Genomic DNA, 15651 nt, shown 5'->3' on the forward strand with positions numbered 1-15651 from the left:
CAAGGGTTAGAACCGCAATCGTCGGATATAAATGACCCCGAAGCGGCGACGCCATGAGGCGGCGCCATCCTGTATTCCCGAATTCGCCGAGGCATTCCATGCGCGCCATCGCGCTTCCCGCTGACTTCCACATCGCCGTTGCGCGGTGCGTGCGTTTCGTTGCGCTGACAACGGGCACGGGACTGCTTTCGGGATGCCTGTCGCTTGCGCCGCCCGACGAGCGCCCCGCCGCACCGATTCCTGCCGCATTTCCGGATCCCTCCGCCAACGCCACGGCCACGGCCACCGCCGCGGCGCAGGTGCCGGCGTGGCAGCGGTACTTCGTCGATGCGCGTCTTCGCGCGCTGATCGCGCAGGCGCTGACCGACAATCGCGATCTGCGCGCGGCCGTCGCGCGCGCCGAGCAGGCACGCGCCGTCTACGGCATCCGCCGCGCGGACCAGTGGCCGTCGATCGATGCGGGCGCGGCCTACGCACGGTTTCGCACACCGGGCGGCTTCCTGTCTCCGACGCCGATGATCGGCCAGGTCTACGAGGTTCGGTTGGCCGAGACGCAATGGGAGATCGATTTCTGGGGCCGTGTGCGCAACCTGAAAGACGCGGCGCTCCAGCGCTACCTGGCGAGCGATGCGGCCCGGCGAGCCGCGACGCTGAGCGTGATCACCGCGGTCGCGGACGCGTACCTGACCCTGTGCGAGCTCGACGAACGCATTGCGCTGACCCGCGCGACGATCGACACGCGGCGCGAATCGCTGCGGATTTTCCGGCTTCGCCAGGCGGCCGGCGCGATCTCGCGACTCGACCTGACGCAATCGGAGATCCTGCTGCAGCAGGCGGAATCCCTCGGGGTCCAGTTGCAGCGGGCACGCGCGTCGGCGGCCGATGCGCTGGCGCTGCTCGTCGGCGGGCCACCGGATCTGCCCGACGCGCCGCTCGCGCTCGACGACGGCGCCGTGACGCCGTCGCTCGCCCCCGGCCTGCCCTCGTCGCTGCTCGCCAACCGTCCGGACGTGATCGCGGCCGAGCACGAGCTGCAGGCGACGCGCGCGAACATCGGCGCGGCGCGCGCCGCGTTCTTTCCCCGCATCGCATTGACGAGCTCCATCGGCTCGGGCAGCAGCGCGCTGCATGATCTGCTGTCGTCCGGCGCCGGCGTATGGTCGATCGTCCCCACCGTGACGCTGCCGCTTTTCGACGGTGGCCGAAATCGCTCGAATCTCGCCCTTGCGCATGCGCAGCGCGACGAGGCGCTCGCGAAGTACGAAAAGACGCTGCAAGGCGCCTTCCGCGACGTGTCCGACGCGCTCGCGTCCCGCTACTGGCTGGCCGACCAGGTACGCATCGAGCGCGCCACGCTGGCCTCCCAGGCCGAACGGGCGCGCCTCGCGAAGCTGCGCTACGACAGCGGCGCCACACGGTTTCTCGAAGTGCTCGACGCGCAACGGGACCTGATGACCGCGGAGCAGCAATGGGTGATGGCGCGCCGCGCGCTGCTGTCGAGCCGCGTCGCGCTGTACGGCGCGCTCGGTGGCGCGACGCATGAGGACGACGAGGCCGCCGCGTCGCCGATCAACACTTCGACCGATCCGGATTCCACACGATGAAAACCATCAAGCGCCCTCTTCTGATCGGTGCCGGCGCCGCCGTGCTCGCGATCGGCCTGATGTACTACGGGTGGACACGCTGGCGCGACGGACACGCGGATGCCGGCCTGGTGAGCGGCAACGGCCGGATCGAGGCGACCGAGATCGACGTCGCGACCAAGCTGCCGGGGCGCGTCGCCGCGATGCTCGTCGACGAAGGCGACTTCGTGAAGGCCGGGCAGCCGCTCGCGCACATGGACGTCGTCGTGCTGCAGGCGCAGCTCGACGAGGCGCGCGCCAGGGAGCAGCAGGCGGTGAACACCGCGGCGAGCGTCGACGCGCAGGTCGCGCAGCGGCGCAGCGACAAGGCTGCGGCGGCGGCCGTGGTCGTGCAGCGGGAAAGCGAACTCGACGCGGCGACGCGGCGGCTCGCGCGTTCGGAAACCCTGTCGCGCGACGGGGCGTCGTCGCTGCAGGAGCTCGACGACGATCGCGCACGAGCCGGCAGCCTGCGGGCAACCGTGAGCGCCGCGCGCGCGCAGGTGGAAGCCGCGCAGGCCGCGATCGACGCCACGAAGGCGCAGCTGGTCGCAGCGCGTTCCGCCGTGACGGCCGCGCAGGCGACCGTCGCACGCGTGCAGGCCGACATCTCGGACAGCGATCTGACGTCGCCGCGCGACGGGCGCGTCCAGTATCGCGTGGCCGAATCGGGCGAGGTGCTGCCGGCAGGCGGCAAGGTGCTCAACGTCGTCGACCTGTCGGACGTCTACATGACGTTCTTCCTGCCCGAAACGGTCGTCGGCCGAGTGCCGCTCGGCGCCGACGTGCGGATCGTGCTCGACGCCGCGCCGGAATACGTGATTCCGGCACGCGTGTCGTACGTATCGAGCACCGCGCAGTTCACGCCGAAGACGGTCGAGACGGCCACCGAGCGGCAGAAGCTGATGTTTCGCGTGAAGGCGCGCATCGACCGCGACCTGCTGCAGCGCCATCTGAAGCTCGTCAAGACCGGGCTGCCGGGTGTCGCGTGGCTGAAGGCCGATCCGAACATGGCGTGGCCCGAGCGCCTCGCGATCAGGGTGCCGCAATGAAATCGATGTCGCCGGCCGGCGTCGACGCGGGATCGACCGAAGGCCCGCCTGTTGCGGGCGCACCCGGCACGGTCGTACGGCTGTCGGGCGTGTCGTTGCGATACGGCGGCAAGTACGCGCTCGACGACGTGACGCTCGAGATCCCGGCCGGCCGCATGGTCGGGCTGATCGGGCCGGACGGCGTCGGCAAGTCGAGCCTGCTCGCGCTCGCTTCCGGCGCGCGCGAGGTCCAGCAGGGTCAGGTCTGGACCCTCGACGGGGATCTGTCGTCGCGACGCCACCGCGAACGCGTCTGCCGGCGGATCGCGTACATGCCGCAAGGCCTCGGCCGGAACCTGTATGCGACGCTGTCGGTCGAGGAAAACCTGCAGTTCTTCGCGAGACTGTTCGGCCACGATGCGGCGGAGCGCCGCCGCCGGATCGACGCGCTCACGCACAGCACCGGCCTCCACCCGTTTCTCGACCGTCCCGCCGGCAAACTGTCCGGCGGCATGAAGCAGAAGCTCGGCCTGTGCTGCGCGTTGATCCACGATCCGGACCTGCTGATCCTCGACGAGCCGACGACCGGCGTGGATCCGCTCTCGCGCGCGCAGTTCTGGGACCTGATCGGGCGCATTCGCGCCGCTCGCCCGGCGATGAGCGTACTGGTCGCCACCGCGTACATGGACGAGGCCCGCCGTTTCGACTGGCTGATCGCGATGGACGCCGGCCGCGTGCTGGCGACGGGCAGCCCCGGCGAACTGCTCGCGCATACCGGTTGCGACACGCTGGAGGCCGCGTTCGTCGCGTTGCTCCCGGACGCGCGCCGGCGCGGGCACCAGCCGATCCGGATCGCGCCCTTTCAGCCCGATGCTTCCGCCGGTTATGCAATCGAGGCCGAGGCGCTGACGATGCGGTTCGGCGATTTCGTCGCGGTCGATCACGTGAGCTTGCGAATCCGCCGTGGCGAAATCTTCGGTTTCCTCGGCTCGAACGGCTGCGGCAAATCGACGACCATGAAGATGCTCACGGGGCTGCTCCCGGCATCCGAAGGCACCGCGACGCTGTTCGGCCGACCGGTCGCCGCGGACGACATCGACACCCGTCGGCGAGTCGGCTACATGTCGCAAGGGTTTTCGCTGTACGGCGAGCTGACCGTCCGGCAGAACCTCGTGCTGCATGCGCGCCTGTTCGGCGTACCGGAACCGGGGGTGTCCGGACGGGTCGCCGAAATGGTCGAACGCTTCGGGCTCGCCGACGCGCTCGACGCGCTGCCCGAGCGCCTGCCGCTCGGCATGCGGCAGCGGCTGTCCCTCGCGGTGGCGATGGTGCACAAGCCCGAACTGCTGATCCTCGACGAGCCGACGTCGGGCGTGGATCCCGTCGCCCGGGACGATTTCTGGCGACTGATGATCGAGCTCGCGCGGCACGATCGCGTGACGATCTTCATTTCGACGCACTTCATGAACGAGGCCGAGCGCTGCGATCGCATCTCGCTGATGCACGCGGGCCGCGTGCTCGCGAGCGCCGCGCCCGACGAGCTGGTTCGCATGCGCGGCGCCGGTACGCTCGAGGAGGCGTTCATCGGATACCTGACCGATGCGCAGCAAGCGGACGGCGCGTTGACCGAGGCACCGTCCGACGCCGGCTGGCTTGCCGTGCCGCCCGAGGCGGCCGGTACAAGCCGCGGGGCCACGTGGTTCAGCCCGGCGCGCGCCGGCAGTTATCTGTGGCGCGAGGTGCTGGAGCTGCGCCGCGACCCGCTGCGCGCGACGCTCGCGCTGTTCGGTTCGCTCGTGCTGATGTGCGTGATCAGCATCGGCATCAGCCTCGACGTCGACAACCTGACGTTCGCGGTACTCGACCGCGACCAGTCGATCCTGAGCCAGGACTATGCGCAGAACCTTGCCGGCTCGCGCTATTTCGTGCCGCGCGCAGCGCTGGCGGACGATCGCGACATCGATCGCCGCATGCGCAACGGCCACCTGTCGCTCGCGATCGAGATCCCGCCCGGGTTCGCACGCGATGTCGCGCGCGGCCGGCGCGTCGAGATCGGCGCATGGATCGACGGCGCGATGCCGATGCGCGCGGAGACGATCCGCGGTTATGTCGCCGGCATGCACGAGAACTGGCTGCGCGACCAGGCGAAGCGCCGGCTCGGCGCGTCGCTCGTCCCCGCGGTCGACGTCGCCGTTCGTTATCGCTACAACCCGGACGTCAAGAGCCTGCCGGCGATGATCCCGGCGATCATGCCGATGCTGCTGCTGATGCTGCCCGCGATGCTCACGGCGCTCGCGGTCGTGCGGGAACGGGAGCTCGGGTCGATCGTCAACCTGTACGTGACGCCGGTCACGCGGGCCGAATTCCTGCTCGGCAAGCAGGCGCCCTACGTGATGCTGGCGATGCTGAATTTCCTGCTGATGGTCGTGCTGGCCGACGTCGTGTTCGGCGTGCGGATCAAGGGAAGTTTCGCGACGCTGGCGGCCGCGGTGCTGATATTCAACGTCGTGGCCACGGGCATCGGGCTGTTCGCGTCGACCTTCACCCGCAGCCAGATCGCCGCGATCTTCATGACGATCATCGGCACGCTGATCCCCGTCGTGCAATTCTCGGGCCTGCTCACGCCGCTGTCGTCGCTCGAAGGCAGCGGCAAGTGGATCGGTACGGTCTACCCGGCCACCTACATGCTCGCGATCAGCCGCGGCGTCTACAACAAGGCGCTCGGGCTGGCCGACCTGTCGTCGCAGTTCTGGCCGTTGCTCGCGGCGGCACCGGTCATCCTGATCATGACCGGTCTGCTGCTGCGCAAACAGGAGCGCTGACCATGTCGCGCCTGCTCGCCATCTACCGGCTCGGCATCAAGGAACTCTGGAGCCTCGCCCGCGACCCGATCCTGCTCGCGCTGATCGTCTACACGTTCAGCGCGTCGATCTACGTCGCCGCCACCGCTCGCCCGGAAACGCTGCACAAGGTGCCGATCGCGATCGTCGACGAGGACGCGTCGCCGCTGTCGGCGCGCATCGCCGCGGCGTTCTTCCCGCCGCAGTTCGCAACGCCGCCGATGATCGACGCCGTCGCGGCCGATCGCGGTCTCGACAACGGCGACTACACGTTCTCGCTCGACATTCCACCGGACTTCCAGCGCGACGTGCTGGCCGGCCGCCATGCGACGATTCAGCTCAACGTCGATGCGACGCGCATGACCCAGGCATTCACCGGCAGCGGCTATGTGCAGCAGATCGTGTCCGGCGAGATCGACGCGTTCGTGCGGCGCTATCGCGGCACGCCGCTGCCGCCCGTCGATCTCGCGATGCGGATGCGCTTCAACCCGAATCTCGACGAGGTATGGTTCGGCGCGCTGATGGAACTGATCAACAACGTGACGATGCTGTCGATGATCCTGACCGGGGCGGCACTGATCCGCGAGCGCGAGCACGGCACGATCGAGCATCTGCTGGTCATGCCGGTGACCGCGGCGGAAATCATGCTCGCGAAGGTCTGGTCGATGGGGCTCGTCGTCACGGTTGCGGCCGTCGCATCGCTGATGTTCGTGGTGGGCGGCGCGTTGCACGTACCGATTCCGGGCTCCGTGCCGCTGTTCGTCGCCGGGATGGCGTTGCACCTGTTCGCGACGACGTCGATGGGGATCTTTCTCGCGACGCTCGTGCGCAGCATGCCGCAGTTCGGGATGCTGCTCGTGCTCGTGTTGCTGCCGCTGCAGTTGCTGTCGGGCGGGTTGACGCCGCGCGAAAGCATGCCGCTGGCCGTGCAGGACATCATGCTGGCCGCGCCGACCACCCATTTCGTCGAGCTCGCGCAGCGCATCCTCTATCGCGGCGCCGGCCTCGATGCGGTCTGGATACAGTTCGCGGTGCTGTTCGCGATCGGATGCGCGCTGTTCCTGCTGTCGCTGATGCGGTTCCGCAAGACGATCGGCCAGATGACGTGAGCGGCCCGGCGAGCGGAGCGGCGCGCTATCGCGGCGGCGCCACCGGCCGGGCGGGCGTTTCCGGCGCGGCGCGGACGACGGATCGTCGAGCGAGCGGAAGCCCTCCTCCATCTCGGCGATCTGCGTCGCGCAACCGTCCGATTGCCGGCCCGGGCCGCCATCGCCGTCGTACCTGCCCTTGCCGCCTTTGCCGTGCCCGGACGCGCCGCCCGGTCGGCATCCGGCCGTGTCGCCTGTCAGCCATCGTCCGCTGCCGCGTCGGAAATTTCCGACATCACGGCCGCACGTCGGACAACAAGTTCAGACCGCGCTGATTGCCGCATCCCGCCCCGCTGCCAATACTGAAAGCGTGACAAGGCGTCACGTATTCAGCGGCCGGGCGGCGCATTCCGTCATGCCGGGGCCGGCTCCGGGCCGGCCTGCGCCGCGGGATTCAGGAGAAGCCAATGAACAACCCGACTTCAGCGCAGTCCGGCGGCACCGCGGCTCGCAACGAATGGCCCGTCGGCGCGCACCTCATGACCCGGCGCCCAGGTTATGCGCATCACGGGATCTACATCGGCGACGGCCAGGTGATCCACTATGCGGGGCTGTCACGCCGGCTCAGCGGCGGCCCGGTCGAAATCATCTCCGTCGACCGTTTCGCGGCCGGTTTCGAACTGGCGATCATCCGGCATGCGGCCGCCGCGTACAGCGGATCGGAAGTCGCCCGCCGCGCGGCGTCGCGCCTCGGCGAATGCCGTTACCGGCTGCTCACGAACAACTGCGAACACTTCTGCCGGTGGTGCCTGTTCGGCGCGGCGCGCAGCGAACAGGTGGAAGCCTGTCTGCGCAACCCGGCGCACGGGATAGCGGTCGCCGTGCTGCTGGTCGCCACCGTCATGGCCGGCAAGCTGCACGCGGCGATGCCCCGTGCAAGCTCCCGGCATCGGAACGCGTCGCGGCAATGTGCCGTTTAGCGTGGCCTGCCGATTTGTCCGTTGATGCAGATCAATCGCGCCGGCGCCCGCGACGCGATCATGAAGCCTGGCCATGCGCCAGCCCTGGCGACATGGGTGGATCGAATCCGCAAGACCGAGCGCGTGCGGCCGCGGGCCGCTTCCCGGGAGACCGTCATGATTCGCAAGCAATACCGGATCGTTCTTGCGACGCTCTGCGTGTTCATCACGCTCGCTTCGCTCGCCGGCGTGGTGCACGCGCTGCTGTTCGACGACGGGCAGATCTTTCGCTATGCGATCGTCGCGCTGGTCTCGAGCATCCTCGCGTTCGTCGCGCTGCTGAACCCCACCGTCAACGACCGGCCGTGACGCTTCGGGCCTCGCGGCATCCGGCACCATGAACGGCATCCTCCGCCTTGCCTTCAAGCTGCTCGTCAACGACAGCGCGAAATTCACCGCGCTGACCGTCGGCATCACGTTTTCGGTACTGCTGATGATCGAGATGACGTCGCTGTTCGCCGGCATCCTGAACAAGTCGTCGGCGTCCGTCATCAACATCGGTGCGAAGGTGTGGGTGATGGACCCGGCCGTGCAGACGATCGCGAACAGCATCGGCATGCCCGGCTACGTGCTCGACGCGGTGCGCAGCATCGACGGCGTCAAGTATGCGGTGCCGCTCTACTCCGGCGCGGCGCTCGTCAGGCTGCGCTCGGGCACCTACCAGGCGGTGACGGTCGTCGGCCTCGACGACGCGAGCCTGCTGGGGCGCCCGACGATGCTGAAGGGCCGTATCGAGGACATCTACGCGGAGAACGGCTTCATCGCGATCCAGGATCCGGAGTTTCCCAAGCTCGAGAATCCGTCGATCGGCACCGATTTCGAACTGAACGACCATCGCGGCGTGATCGTCGGCATCGCGAAGGTCGCGGCGAGCGGGCTGTTCGGCACGCCCACGCTGTACACGACATACGCGCGTGCGATCCAGTACATTCCATCGCCGCGCTTCACGACGTCGTACATCCTCGTCGAGCCGAAGTCGGATGCGGACATCGCACACATCAAGGCGGTCGTCCACTCGCTCGGCTACCTCGCGTATACGCGCGACGAATTCATCGCGCAGATCTCCCGCTTCTACAAATACAAGACGGGCCTCGGCACCAACATCATGCTGATGACGATCATCAGCTTCATCATCGGGCTGTCGATTTCCGGGCAGACCTTCTACGCGTTCATCCTCGAGAACCTGGACAAATTCGGCGCGCTGAAGGCGATCGGCGCGAAGAGCCACGAGCTCGTCGCGATGATCCTGTTCCAGGCGACCTTCACCGCGCTCACCGGCTACGGGATCGGTGTCGGCCTGTGCGTGCTGCTGATCAGTCTCGCGAAGCTGCGGATCCCCGACTATGCGGCGCTCGTCACGTTCGGCAACCTGGCGCTCGCGTTCGGCATGGTGGTCGTGATCGCGACGATCTCGAGCTATCTCGGCGTGCGGCGCGTGCTGCGCATCGAGCCGTTCGACATCTTCCGGGGCTGACGATGGCAGGCATCGCGATCGACGCGCGCGGCGTCAGCAAGTGGTTCGGCGAAGGCGACGCCCGCACGCAGGCACTGCGCGAGGTGTCGATGCAGGCGCGCTTCGGCGAAATGCTGCTGATCGTCGGGCCGTCCGGCAGCGGCAAGACGACACTGCTCAGCGTGATCTCCGGGATCCTGCGGCCGGAAGGCGGCTCGGTATCGATCGACGGGGTCGACCTGTGGACGCAGCCGAACGACGCGATCGCCGATTTCCGGCTGAACCGGATCGGCTTCGTGTTCCAGGACTATCACCTGTTTCCGAGGCTCACGACGGCGGAGAACGTCGCGATCCCGCTGATCCTGAAACGTCGGCCGTGGGATGACGCGATGAAGGAAGCGCTCGTCTACCTCGACGTGGTCGGGCTGAAAAATCGCGCGCAGCTGCCGCCCGTCAAGCTGTCCGGCGGCGAGCAGCAACGCGTCGCGATCGCGCGCGCGATCGTCAGCCAGCCCGACCTGCTGATTCTCGACGAGCCGACCGCATCGCTCGACGGCGACACCGGGCGCATGATCATCGACTTCGTCAAGCACAAGGTGCTGAACGACACGCGCTGCATCGTGATCGTCACGCACGACGCGCGGATCTTCGAGTACGCGGATCGCATCCTGCGGATGGAGGACGGCAGGCTGAACGGCATCGACCGCGGAGGCGCGCGATGAAGCACAAGTTCGTGTTCGCGGCCGCCCTGCTCGGTTTTCTCGCGAGCGTCACCGCCGCCTGGCTGTACAGCCGCCAGGAACCGCCGCAGCCGCCGGTATTCAAGCCGGCCGCAAACCCGTATGCGCAAGGCGTCTACGCGAACGGCATCGTCGAAAGCGAGCAGCCCGCGGGCGCGAACGTGAACGTGTATCCGGACGTATCGGGCGCCGTGACACGCGTGATGGTGCATGACGGCGACCCGGTGAAGGCCGGCGATCCGCTGCTGACGATCGACGACTCGGTGCAGCGTGCGACCGCCGCACAGCTCGCCGCGCAGGCCGACGCGGCCGCCGCGCTGCTCGACGAATTGAAGGCGCAGCCGCGCCGCGAGGTGCTCGACGTCGCCAGCGCGCAGGCGGCGGCCGCCCAGGCCAGCCTCAAGCTCGCGCAGGACCAGTACGACAAGCAGCGCCATGCATACGACATCGATCCGAAAGCCGTCAGCCGCGACGCACTCGACACCGCCGCGAACGGCGTGCGCGTCGCGGTCGCGAACCTCGATGTCGTCACGCGTCAGTTTCGGCTGACGAAAGCCGGTGCCTGGCGCTACGACGTGCTCAACCAGGAAGCGCAGGTGGTCGCGCTGCGGCGCGCCGCGGACGCGGCCGCCGCGCTGCTCGCGCGCTACACGCTGCGCGCGCCGGCCGACGGGATGGTGCTCGCGATGAACGCGGCGGTCGGCTCCTACCTGACGTCGCAAGGGCTATACAACACCTACGCGCAGGGCAATTCGCCGGTCGTCGTGCTCGGCACGCCGAGCGACCGCCTGCAGGTGCGTTGTTATATCGACGAGATCCTGATCCACCAGTTGCCCGACCTGCACGCGCTGAAGGCGCACATGTTCGTGCGCGGCACGTCGGTCGAGGCCGATCTCCAGTTCGTGCGCGTCCAGCCGTACGTGACGCCGAAGATCGAACTGTCCGACCAGCGCACCGAACGCGTCGACGTGCGCGTGCTGCCGATCATCTTCCGTATCGTGCCGAACAAGGATGTCCGGCTGTTTCCCGGGCAGATCGTCGATGTCTACGTGGCCGGCAAATAACCGAGCGTGACGCGCGACGGGCACGCTCGCCGTCGCGGCGCTGCTGGCCGGATGCACGGTCGGGCCGAACTTCGTGCCCCCGCCCGCGCCGCGCGTGGCGCGCTTCATGCCGCCCGACGACGCGGGCGCTGCGGCCGGCACCTGGGCCGGCGGCGGCCAGACGCAGGCGCTGTCGGCCGGCGAACCGCTCACGCGCGACTGGTGGACGCGCTTCGGCAGCCGCGCGATCGATTCGGCCGTCGACGACGCGCTGACCGGCAGCCCGACGCTCGCGGGCGCGCAGGCGACGCTGCGGCGCAGCGAGCACGCGCTGCGGGCCGGAGAAGGGATCTTTTTCCCGCAGGCGGACGCGCAGGCCGGCGCGTCGCGCCAGCGCTATGCGCCGCTGCGCACCGGCCAGGCGCTGCCGGCGACGATCTTCAACCTGTACACGCTGTCCGCGACGGTCAGCTACACGCTCGACCTGTGGGGCGGCGAACGGCGCCAGGTCGAGGCGCTGGCGGCCGATGTCGATGCGCAGCGCCAGGCGCTCGCCGGCGCGTACCTGATGCTGACGGCGAACGTCGTCAATACGATGATCGCGCGTGCCGCGTATCGCGACGAGGCTGCCGCGACGCGTGAAATGATCGGCCTGCTCGACGAGCAGATCCGCCTCACCCGCGCGCAGGTGACGGCGGGCACGACCGCCTATGTCGCGGTGCTGACGCTGGAAGCGCAGCGGGCGTCGCTCGCGGCGACGCTGCCCGCGCTCGAACAGAAGCGCGGCCAGGCCGACGACTTGCTCGCGCTGCTGGCGGGCCGCTACCCTGCCGACGGGGCGGCGCCCGACGTGTCGCTCGACGCGATCGCGCTGCCCGCGAACCTGCCGGACACGGCGCCGTCGTCGCTGGTGCGGCGGCGGCCGGACATCCTGCAGGCGCAAGCGCAATTGCATGTCGCCAGCGCGCAGGTCGGCGTCGCGACGGCGGCGCTGTACCCGAACATCACGCTGTCTGCGTCAAGCGGATTCGACAGCGTCGTCGCCGGCCGCTTGTTCGCTCCGGCCGGACGCGTGTGGAGCGTCGGCGCGGGGCTCACCGCGCCGCTGTTTCATGGCGGAACGCTGTTGAACCAGCGGCGCGCCGCGCAGGACGCGTATGACGAAGCGGACGCCGCGTATCGGCAGGTCGTGCTGTCGGCGTTTTCGCAGGTCGCCGACACGCTGCGTGCGCTGGCGAACGATGCGGCGGCGCTCGATGCGCAGGCGCGCGCGATGGCGGCGGCCCGCGACGCACTGACGCTCACGCAGGCCGGTTACGACGGCGGCATCACCGGCTACATCCCGCTGCTCGTCGCCGACACGCAATACCATCAGGCGCGCCTCGCGTGGCTGCAGGCCGTGGCGCAGCGGCTGCAGGATACGGTCGCGTTCTACGTCGCGCTCGGCGGCGGCTGGGGGGAAGCGGGCTGACGCGGCACGGCGGCGGTTCAGCCCGCGGGCGCCGCGACGTCGGGCCTGCGCCACGGCGGCAGTTCGGCCCAGCCGAGCGGCGCGTACACGGTGCCGCCGGCCGCCTCGATCCGCTCGACGAACGCGCCGAGCGTGATCCAGCCCGGCACGACGAGCGTCGTGCCGTCGACGAAATCCTCGCTGCGCAGCCAGGGCGCGGCCCCGCGGTTGATCTGCTCGACGCTGCAGGCATGCGCATGCAGCCCCGTCTCGGGCGCCAGCAGGCGCGGTGCGTCGAACGCGACCCGCAGCAGCTGGGTGCGCGAATCGCTGTAAGGCGGTTTCGCAAAGTCCTGATACGGTACGTCCGCCCAGCCTTCGCCGCATTGCTCGTCAAGCGGCAGGCAGGTGAACCACGCCCACGGGCGGCGGACGAAGCACAGCCGGTAGCCGGCCCGCGCGCCGTCCAGATTCGCGATCAGCGTCATGATGGGTTTCGTCCTGAAAATCTCGTCGTACCGACACGCATCTCACCTCGCGCGAGGCGCCCGCCCGGATTGCCGGGCCGCGGCGGCGCCATCGCGGATGAAACCACTATCGTACCGACGTCATGCCCGCACGTTGACCGGCATCAAGCCCGCGAAGCGAAGCGGAGCGCCCCGCATGCCAACCGGCCGCTCGCCGCCATTCGTCCGTCGAATCGCCACCGGCTCGCATGCGGATACGGCAATCCCTGACTTCCATCAACGCGATTGCGCGCACACGCGATGTAATCGGAACACCGAACTACACAACTCCCGGCGAGGCAAGCCATGAAGCTGACTTTTCTCGGTGCGACCGAAACCGTGACCGGATCGAAGTATCTGGTCGAGCATCGCGACCGGCGCATCCTGGTCGATTGCGGCCTGTTCCAGGGCACGAAGAACCTGCGGCTGCGCAACTGGAACCCGCTGCCGATCGCGCCCGACACGCTGGATGCGGTGGTCCTCACGCATGCGCACCTCGACCACACCGGCTACCTGCCGGTGCTCGCGCGCGACGGGTTTCGCGGCCCGGTGTACTGCACGCAGGCCACGGCCGAACTCTGCGACATCATGCTGCGCGACAGCGCGCGGCTGCAGGAGGAAGAAGCCGATTTCGCGAACCGGCACGGTTATTCGAAGCACCACCCGGCCCAGCCGCTCTACACGACCGACGACGCGCAACGCGCGCTGCACCTGATGAAACCCGCCGCATTCGACGAATGCGTCGCACTGGGCGACAGCCTGTCGTTCCGCCTGCTGCCGGCCGGTCACATCCTCGGCGCGGCCAGTGCCGTGATGCACTGGGATCACAAGGTGCTGGCGTTCTCCGGCGATCTCGGCCGCTATCACGACCCGATCATGCAGCCGCCGACGCCGCCGGCGCATGCGGATTACCTGGTCGTCGAGTCGACGTACGGCGACCGGCTGCATCCGGCATCGGACCCCGAGACCGAGCTGGCGGAGCTGTTCGAAAACACCTTCTCGCGCGGCGGCGTGGTGGTGATCCCCAGCTTCACCGTCGGCCGCGCGCAGGAGCTCCTGCACTACATCGCGCGCCTGAAGGCGGCCGGCCGCATGGCGCGCGTGCCGGTGTTTCTCGACAGCCCGATGGCGACGGACGTGACGGAGATCTATCGCCATCACATCCTCGAGCACCGGCTGACCCTGTCGGAAGCGAACGCGCTCGGCCACGCGGCGACGATGATCCGCACGGTCGACCAGTCGAAGGCGATCTCCGACCACCAGGGGCCGATGGTCATCATTGCGGGAAGCGGCATGGCCACGGGCGGACGCGTGCTGCATCACCTGACCCGCTATGCGCCCGATCCGCGCAACACGATCGTGCTGGTGGGCTACCAGGCCGCGGGCACGCGCGGCGCGGCGCTGGCGGCCCATGAGCCGACGCTGAAGATTCACGGGGAGTACGTGCGCGTGCGTGCCCGGGTCGAGTCGATCGCGTCGTTGTCCGCGCATGCCGACTACGAGGAAATCCTGCGGTGGCTCGGCACGATGCAGCGCGCGCCGTTCCGGACCTTCGTCACGCACGGCGAGCCGGCGGCGGCCGATGCATTGCGGCGGCGCATCGCCGAGACCCTGCACTGGCCGTGCGAGGTGCCGACCTACGGGCAGACCGTCGATCTCGACGAAGCCGAGCGCGGCGACACGCGCGAATCGGCGGCGCTGTCATCCTGACGGCAACGCGCGGCGCACGAACGCCGCGCGTTGCCGCGTCATCCGGCTCGGCGGGCGCCCGCTCCCGCCGAGCCGCGCGCCGCCATCACGCCACTTCGATGATGACCTTCAGCGCATGCGTTTCCGCGGCGCGGCCGAACGTGTCGTACGCGCGCTCGACGTCGTCGAGCGAAAAACGGTGCGTGATCAGACGCTTCGGATCGAGCCGCCCCGCGCGCACGGTCTTCAGCAGCATCGGCGTGCTGACCGTGTCGACGAGCCGGGTCGTGATCGCGATGTTGCGATCCCACAGCTTCTCGAGATGCAGGTCGGCCTTCACGCCGTGCACGCCGACGTTCGCGACGACGCCGCCCGGCGCGACGAGCGACGTGCACATCTCGAACGTCGCCGGAATCCCGACCGCCTCGATCGCGCAATCGACGCCGACGCCGTCGGTCAGCTTCATCACGTCCGCGACAGGGTCGCCACTGGCGCCGTCGAAGCAGTCGGTCGCGCCGAAGCGCCGCGCGACGTCGAGCCGGTTGCGGTCCGGGTCGATCATGATGATCTGCGCGGGCGAGTAAAACTGCGCGGTCAGCAACGCCGCCAGCCCGATCGGGCCCGCGCCGACGATCGCGACCGTACAGCCCGGCTGCACCTTGCCGTTCAGCACGCCGCATTCGAATCCGGTGGGCAGGATGTCGGACAGCATCACGAGCGCATCCTCGTCCGCGCCGGGCGGAAGCCGGTACAGGCTCGTCTGTGCGTGCGGGATGCGCACGTACTCGGCCTGCGTGCCGTCGATCCGGTTGCCGAGGATCCAGCCGCCCGTCGTGCAATGCGAGTACAGGCCGCGCCGGCAGTATTCGCACCGGCCGCACGACGTGATGCACGAGATCAGCACGTGATCGCCCGGCTGCAGCGTGTCGACCGCCGCGCCGACCTGCTCGACGATCCCCACGCCTTCGTGGCCGAGCACGCGGCCGGGCTCGCACGACGGCACGTCGCCCTTCAGGATGTGCAGGTCGGTGCCGCAGATCGTCGTGCGCGTCACGCGGACGATCGCGTCGGTCGGCGCCTGCAGTTCGGGCATCGGCCGCCGTTCGAGCGCCCTGCGCCGCGGCCCCTGGTATACGAGTGCTTTCATCGCGTTATCTCCGTCGAAAGGGA

General features: G+C 68.9%; 13 protein-coding genes. 11 read left to right on the top strand and 2 right to left on the bottom strand.

Annotated features, from left to right (window positions below; all coding sequences use genetic code 11):
- Positions 1 to 98: 98 nt before the first annotated feature.
- From GD429_RS26535 to GD429_RS26580, 10 genes are all read left to right on the top strand, one after another.
- Entirely contained in the window at positions 99 to 1604 is a 1506-nt protein-coding gene (locus tag GD429_RS26535) for an efflux transporter outer membrane subunit (protein ID WP_152861315.1), read from the top strand.
- Positions 1601 to 2674 (top strand): HlyD family secretion protein, encoded by a 1074-nt coding sequence (locus GD429_RS26540; RefSeq protein ID WP_152861317.1) that lies wholly within the window; start codon positions 1601 to 1603, stop codon positions 2672 to 2674. The genes GD429_RS26535 and GD429_RS26540 overlap by 4 nt, the downstream gene beginning before the upstream one ends.
- Positions 2671 to 5475 (top strand): ribosome-associated ATPase/putative transporter RbbA, encoded by a 2805-nt coding sequence (rbbA, locus tag GD429_RS26545; RefSeq protein ID WP_152861319.1) that lies wholly within the window; start codon positions 2671 to 2673, stop codon positions 5473 to 5475. The genes GD429_RS26540 and rbbA overlap by 4 nt, the downstream gene beginning before the upstream one ends.
- A gap of 2 nt (positions 5476 to 5477) precedes the next feature.
- On the top strand, positions 5478 to 6602 hold the full coding sequence (locus GD429_RS26550) for an ABC transporter permease (RefSeq protein WP_152861321.1): 1125 nt from the start codon (positions 5478 to 5480) through the stop codon (positions 6600 to 6602).
- Between the two features lie 446 nt (positions 6603 to 7048).
- On the top strand, positions 7049 to 7561 hold the full coding sequence (locus GD429_RS26555) for a lecithin retinol acyltransferase family protein (protein ID WP_152861323.1): 513 nt from the start codon (positions 7049 to 7051) through the stop codon (positions 7559 to 7561).
- Between the two features lie 156 nt (positions 7562 to 7717).
- Entirely contained in the window at positions 7718 to 7909 is a 192-nt protein-coding gene (locus GD429_RS26560) for a DUF2964 family protein (RefSeq protein ID WP_152861325.1), read from the top strand.
- Between the two features lie 28 nt (positions 7910 to 7937).
- Positions 7938 to 9074 (top strand): ABC transporter permease, encoded by a 1137-nt coding sequence (locus GD429_RS26565; protein WP_152861327.1) that lies wholly within the window; start codon positions 7938 to 7940, stop codon positions 9072 to 9074.
- A complete protein-coding gene (locus GD429_RS26570) occupies positions 9071 to 9775 on the top strand; it encodes an ABC transporter ATP-binding protein (RefSeq protein ID WP_193727203.1) in 705 nt (234 codons plus the stop codon). Before GD429_RS26565 ends, GD429_RS26570 begins: the two co-directional genes overlap by 4 nt.
- A complete protein-coding gene (locus tag GD429_RS26575) occupies positions 9772 to 10857 on the top strand; it encodes an HlyD family secretion protein (RefSeq protein WP_152861331.1) in 1086 nt (361 codons plus the stop codon). Before GD429_RS26570 ends, GD429_RS26575 begins: the two co-directional genes overlap by 4 nt.
- A 40-nt stretch (positions 10858 to 10897) precedes the next feature.
- Positions 10898 to 12307: an efflux transporter outer membrane subunit gene (locus GD429_RS26580; protein ID WP_152861333.1), complete on the top strand. Its 1410-nt coding sequence runs from the start codon at positions 10898 to 10900 to the stop codon at positions 12305 to 12307.
- Positions 12308 to 12324: 17 nt separating this feature from the next.
- On the opposite strand, the gene GD429_RS26585 is transcribed toward GD429_RS26580, so the two are convergent.
- Entirely contained in the window at positions 12325 to 12774 is a 450-nt protein-coding gene (locus tag GD429_RS26585) for a hypothetical protein (RefSeq protein WP_152861335.1), read from the bottom strand.
- A 324-nt stretch (positions 12775 to 13098) separates the two neighbouring features.
- On the opposite strand from GD429_RS26585, the gene GD429_RS26590 reads away from it, so the two are divergent.
- Positions 13099 to 14502 carry an MBL fold metallo-hydrolase RNA specificity domain-containing protein gene (locus GD429_RS26590; protein WP_152861337.1) on the top strand — a complete coding sequence of 468 codons (1404 nt, stop codon included), beginning with the start codon at positions 13099 to 13101 and terminating at the stop codon, positions 14500 to 14502.
- A gap of 85 nt (positions 14503 to 14587) precedes the next feature.
- On the opposite strand, the gene GD429_RS26595 is transcribed toward GD429_RS26590, so the two are convergent.
- Positions 14588 to 15628: a zinc-dependent alcohol dehydrogenase family protein gene (locus tag GD429_RS26595; RefSeq protein WP_152861339.1), complete on the bottom strand. Its 1041-nt coding sequence runs from the start codon at positions 15626 to 15628 to the stop codon at positions 14588 to 14590.
- Positions 15629 to 15651 lie beyond the last annotated feature (23 nt).

Source organism: Burkholderia sp. BE17, from assembly GCF_009362305.1.
Lineage (GTDB): Bacteria > Pseudomonadota > Gammaproteobacteria > Burkholderiales > Burkholderiaceae > Burkholderia > Burkholderia pyrrocinia_C.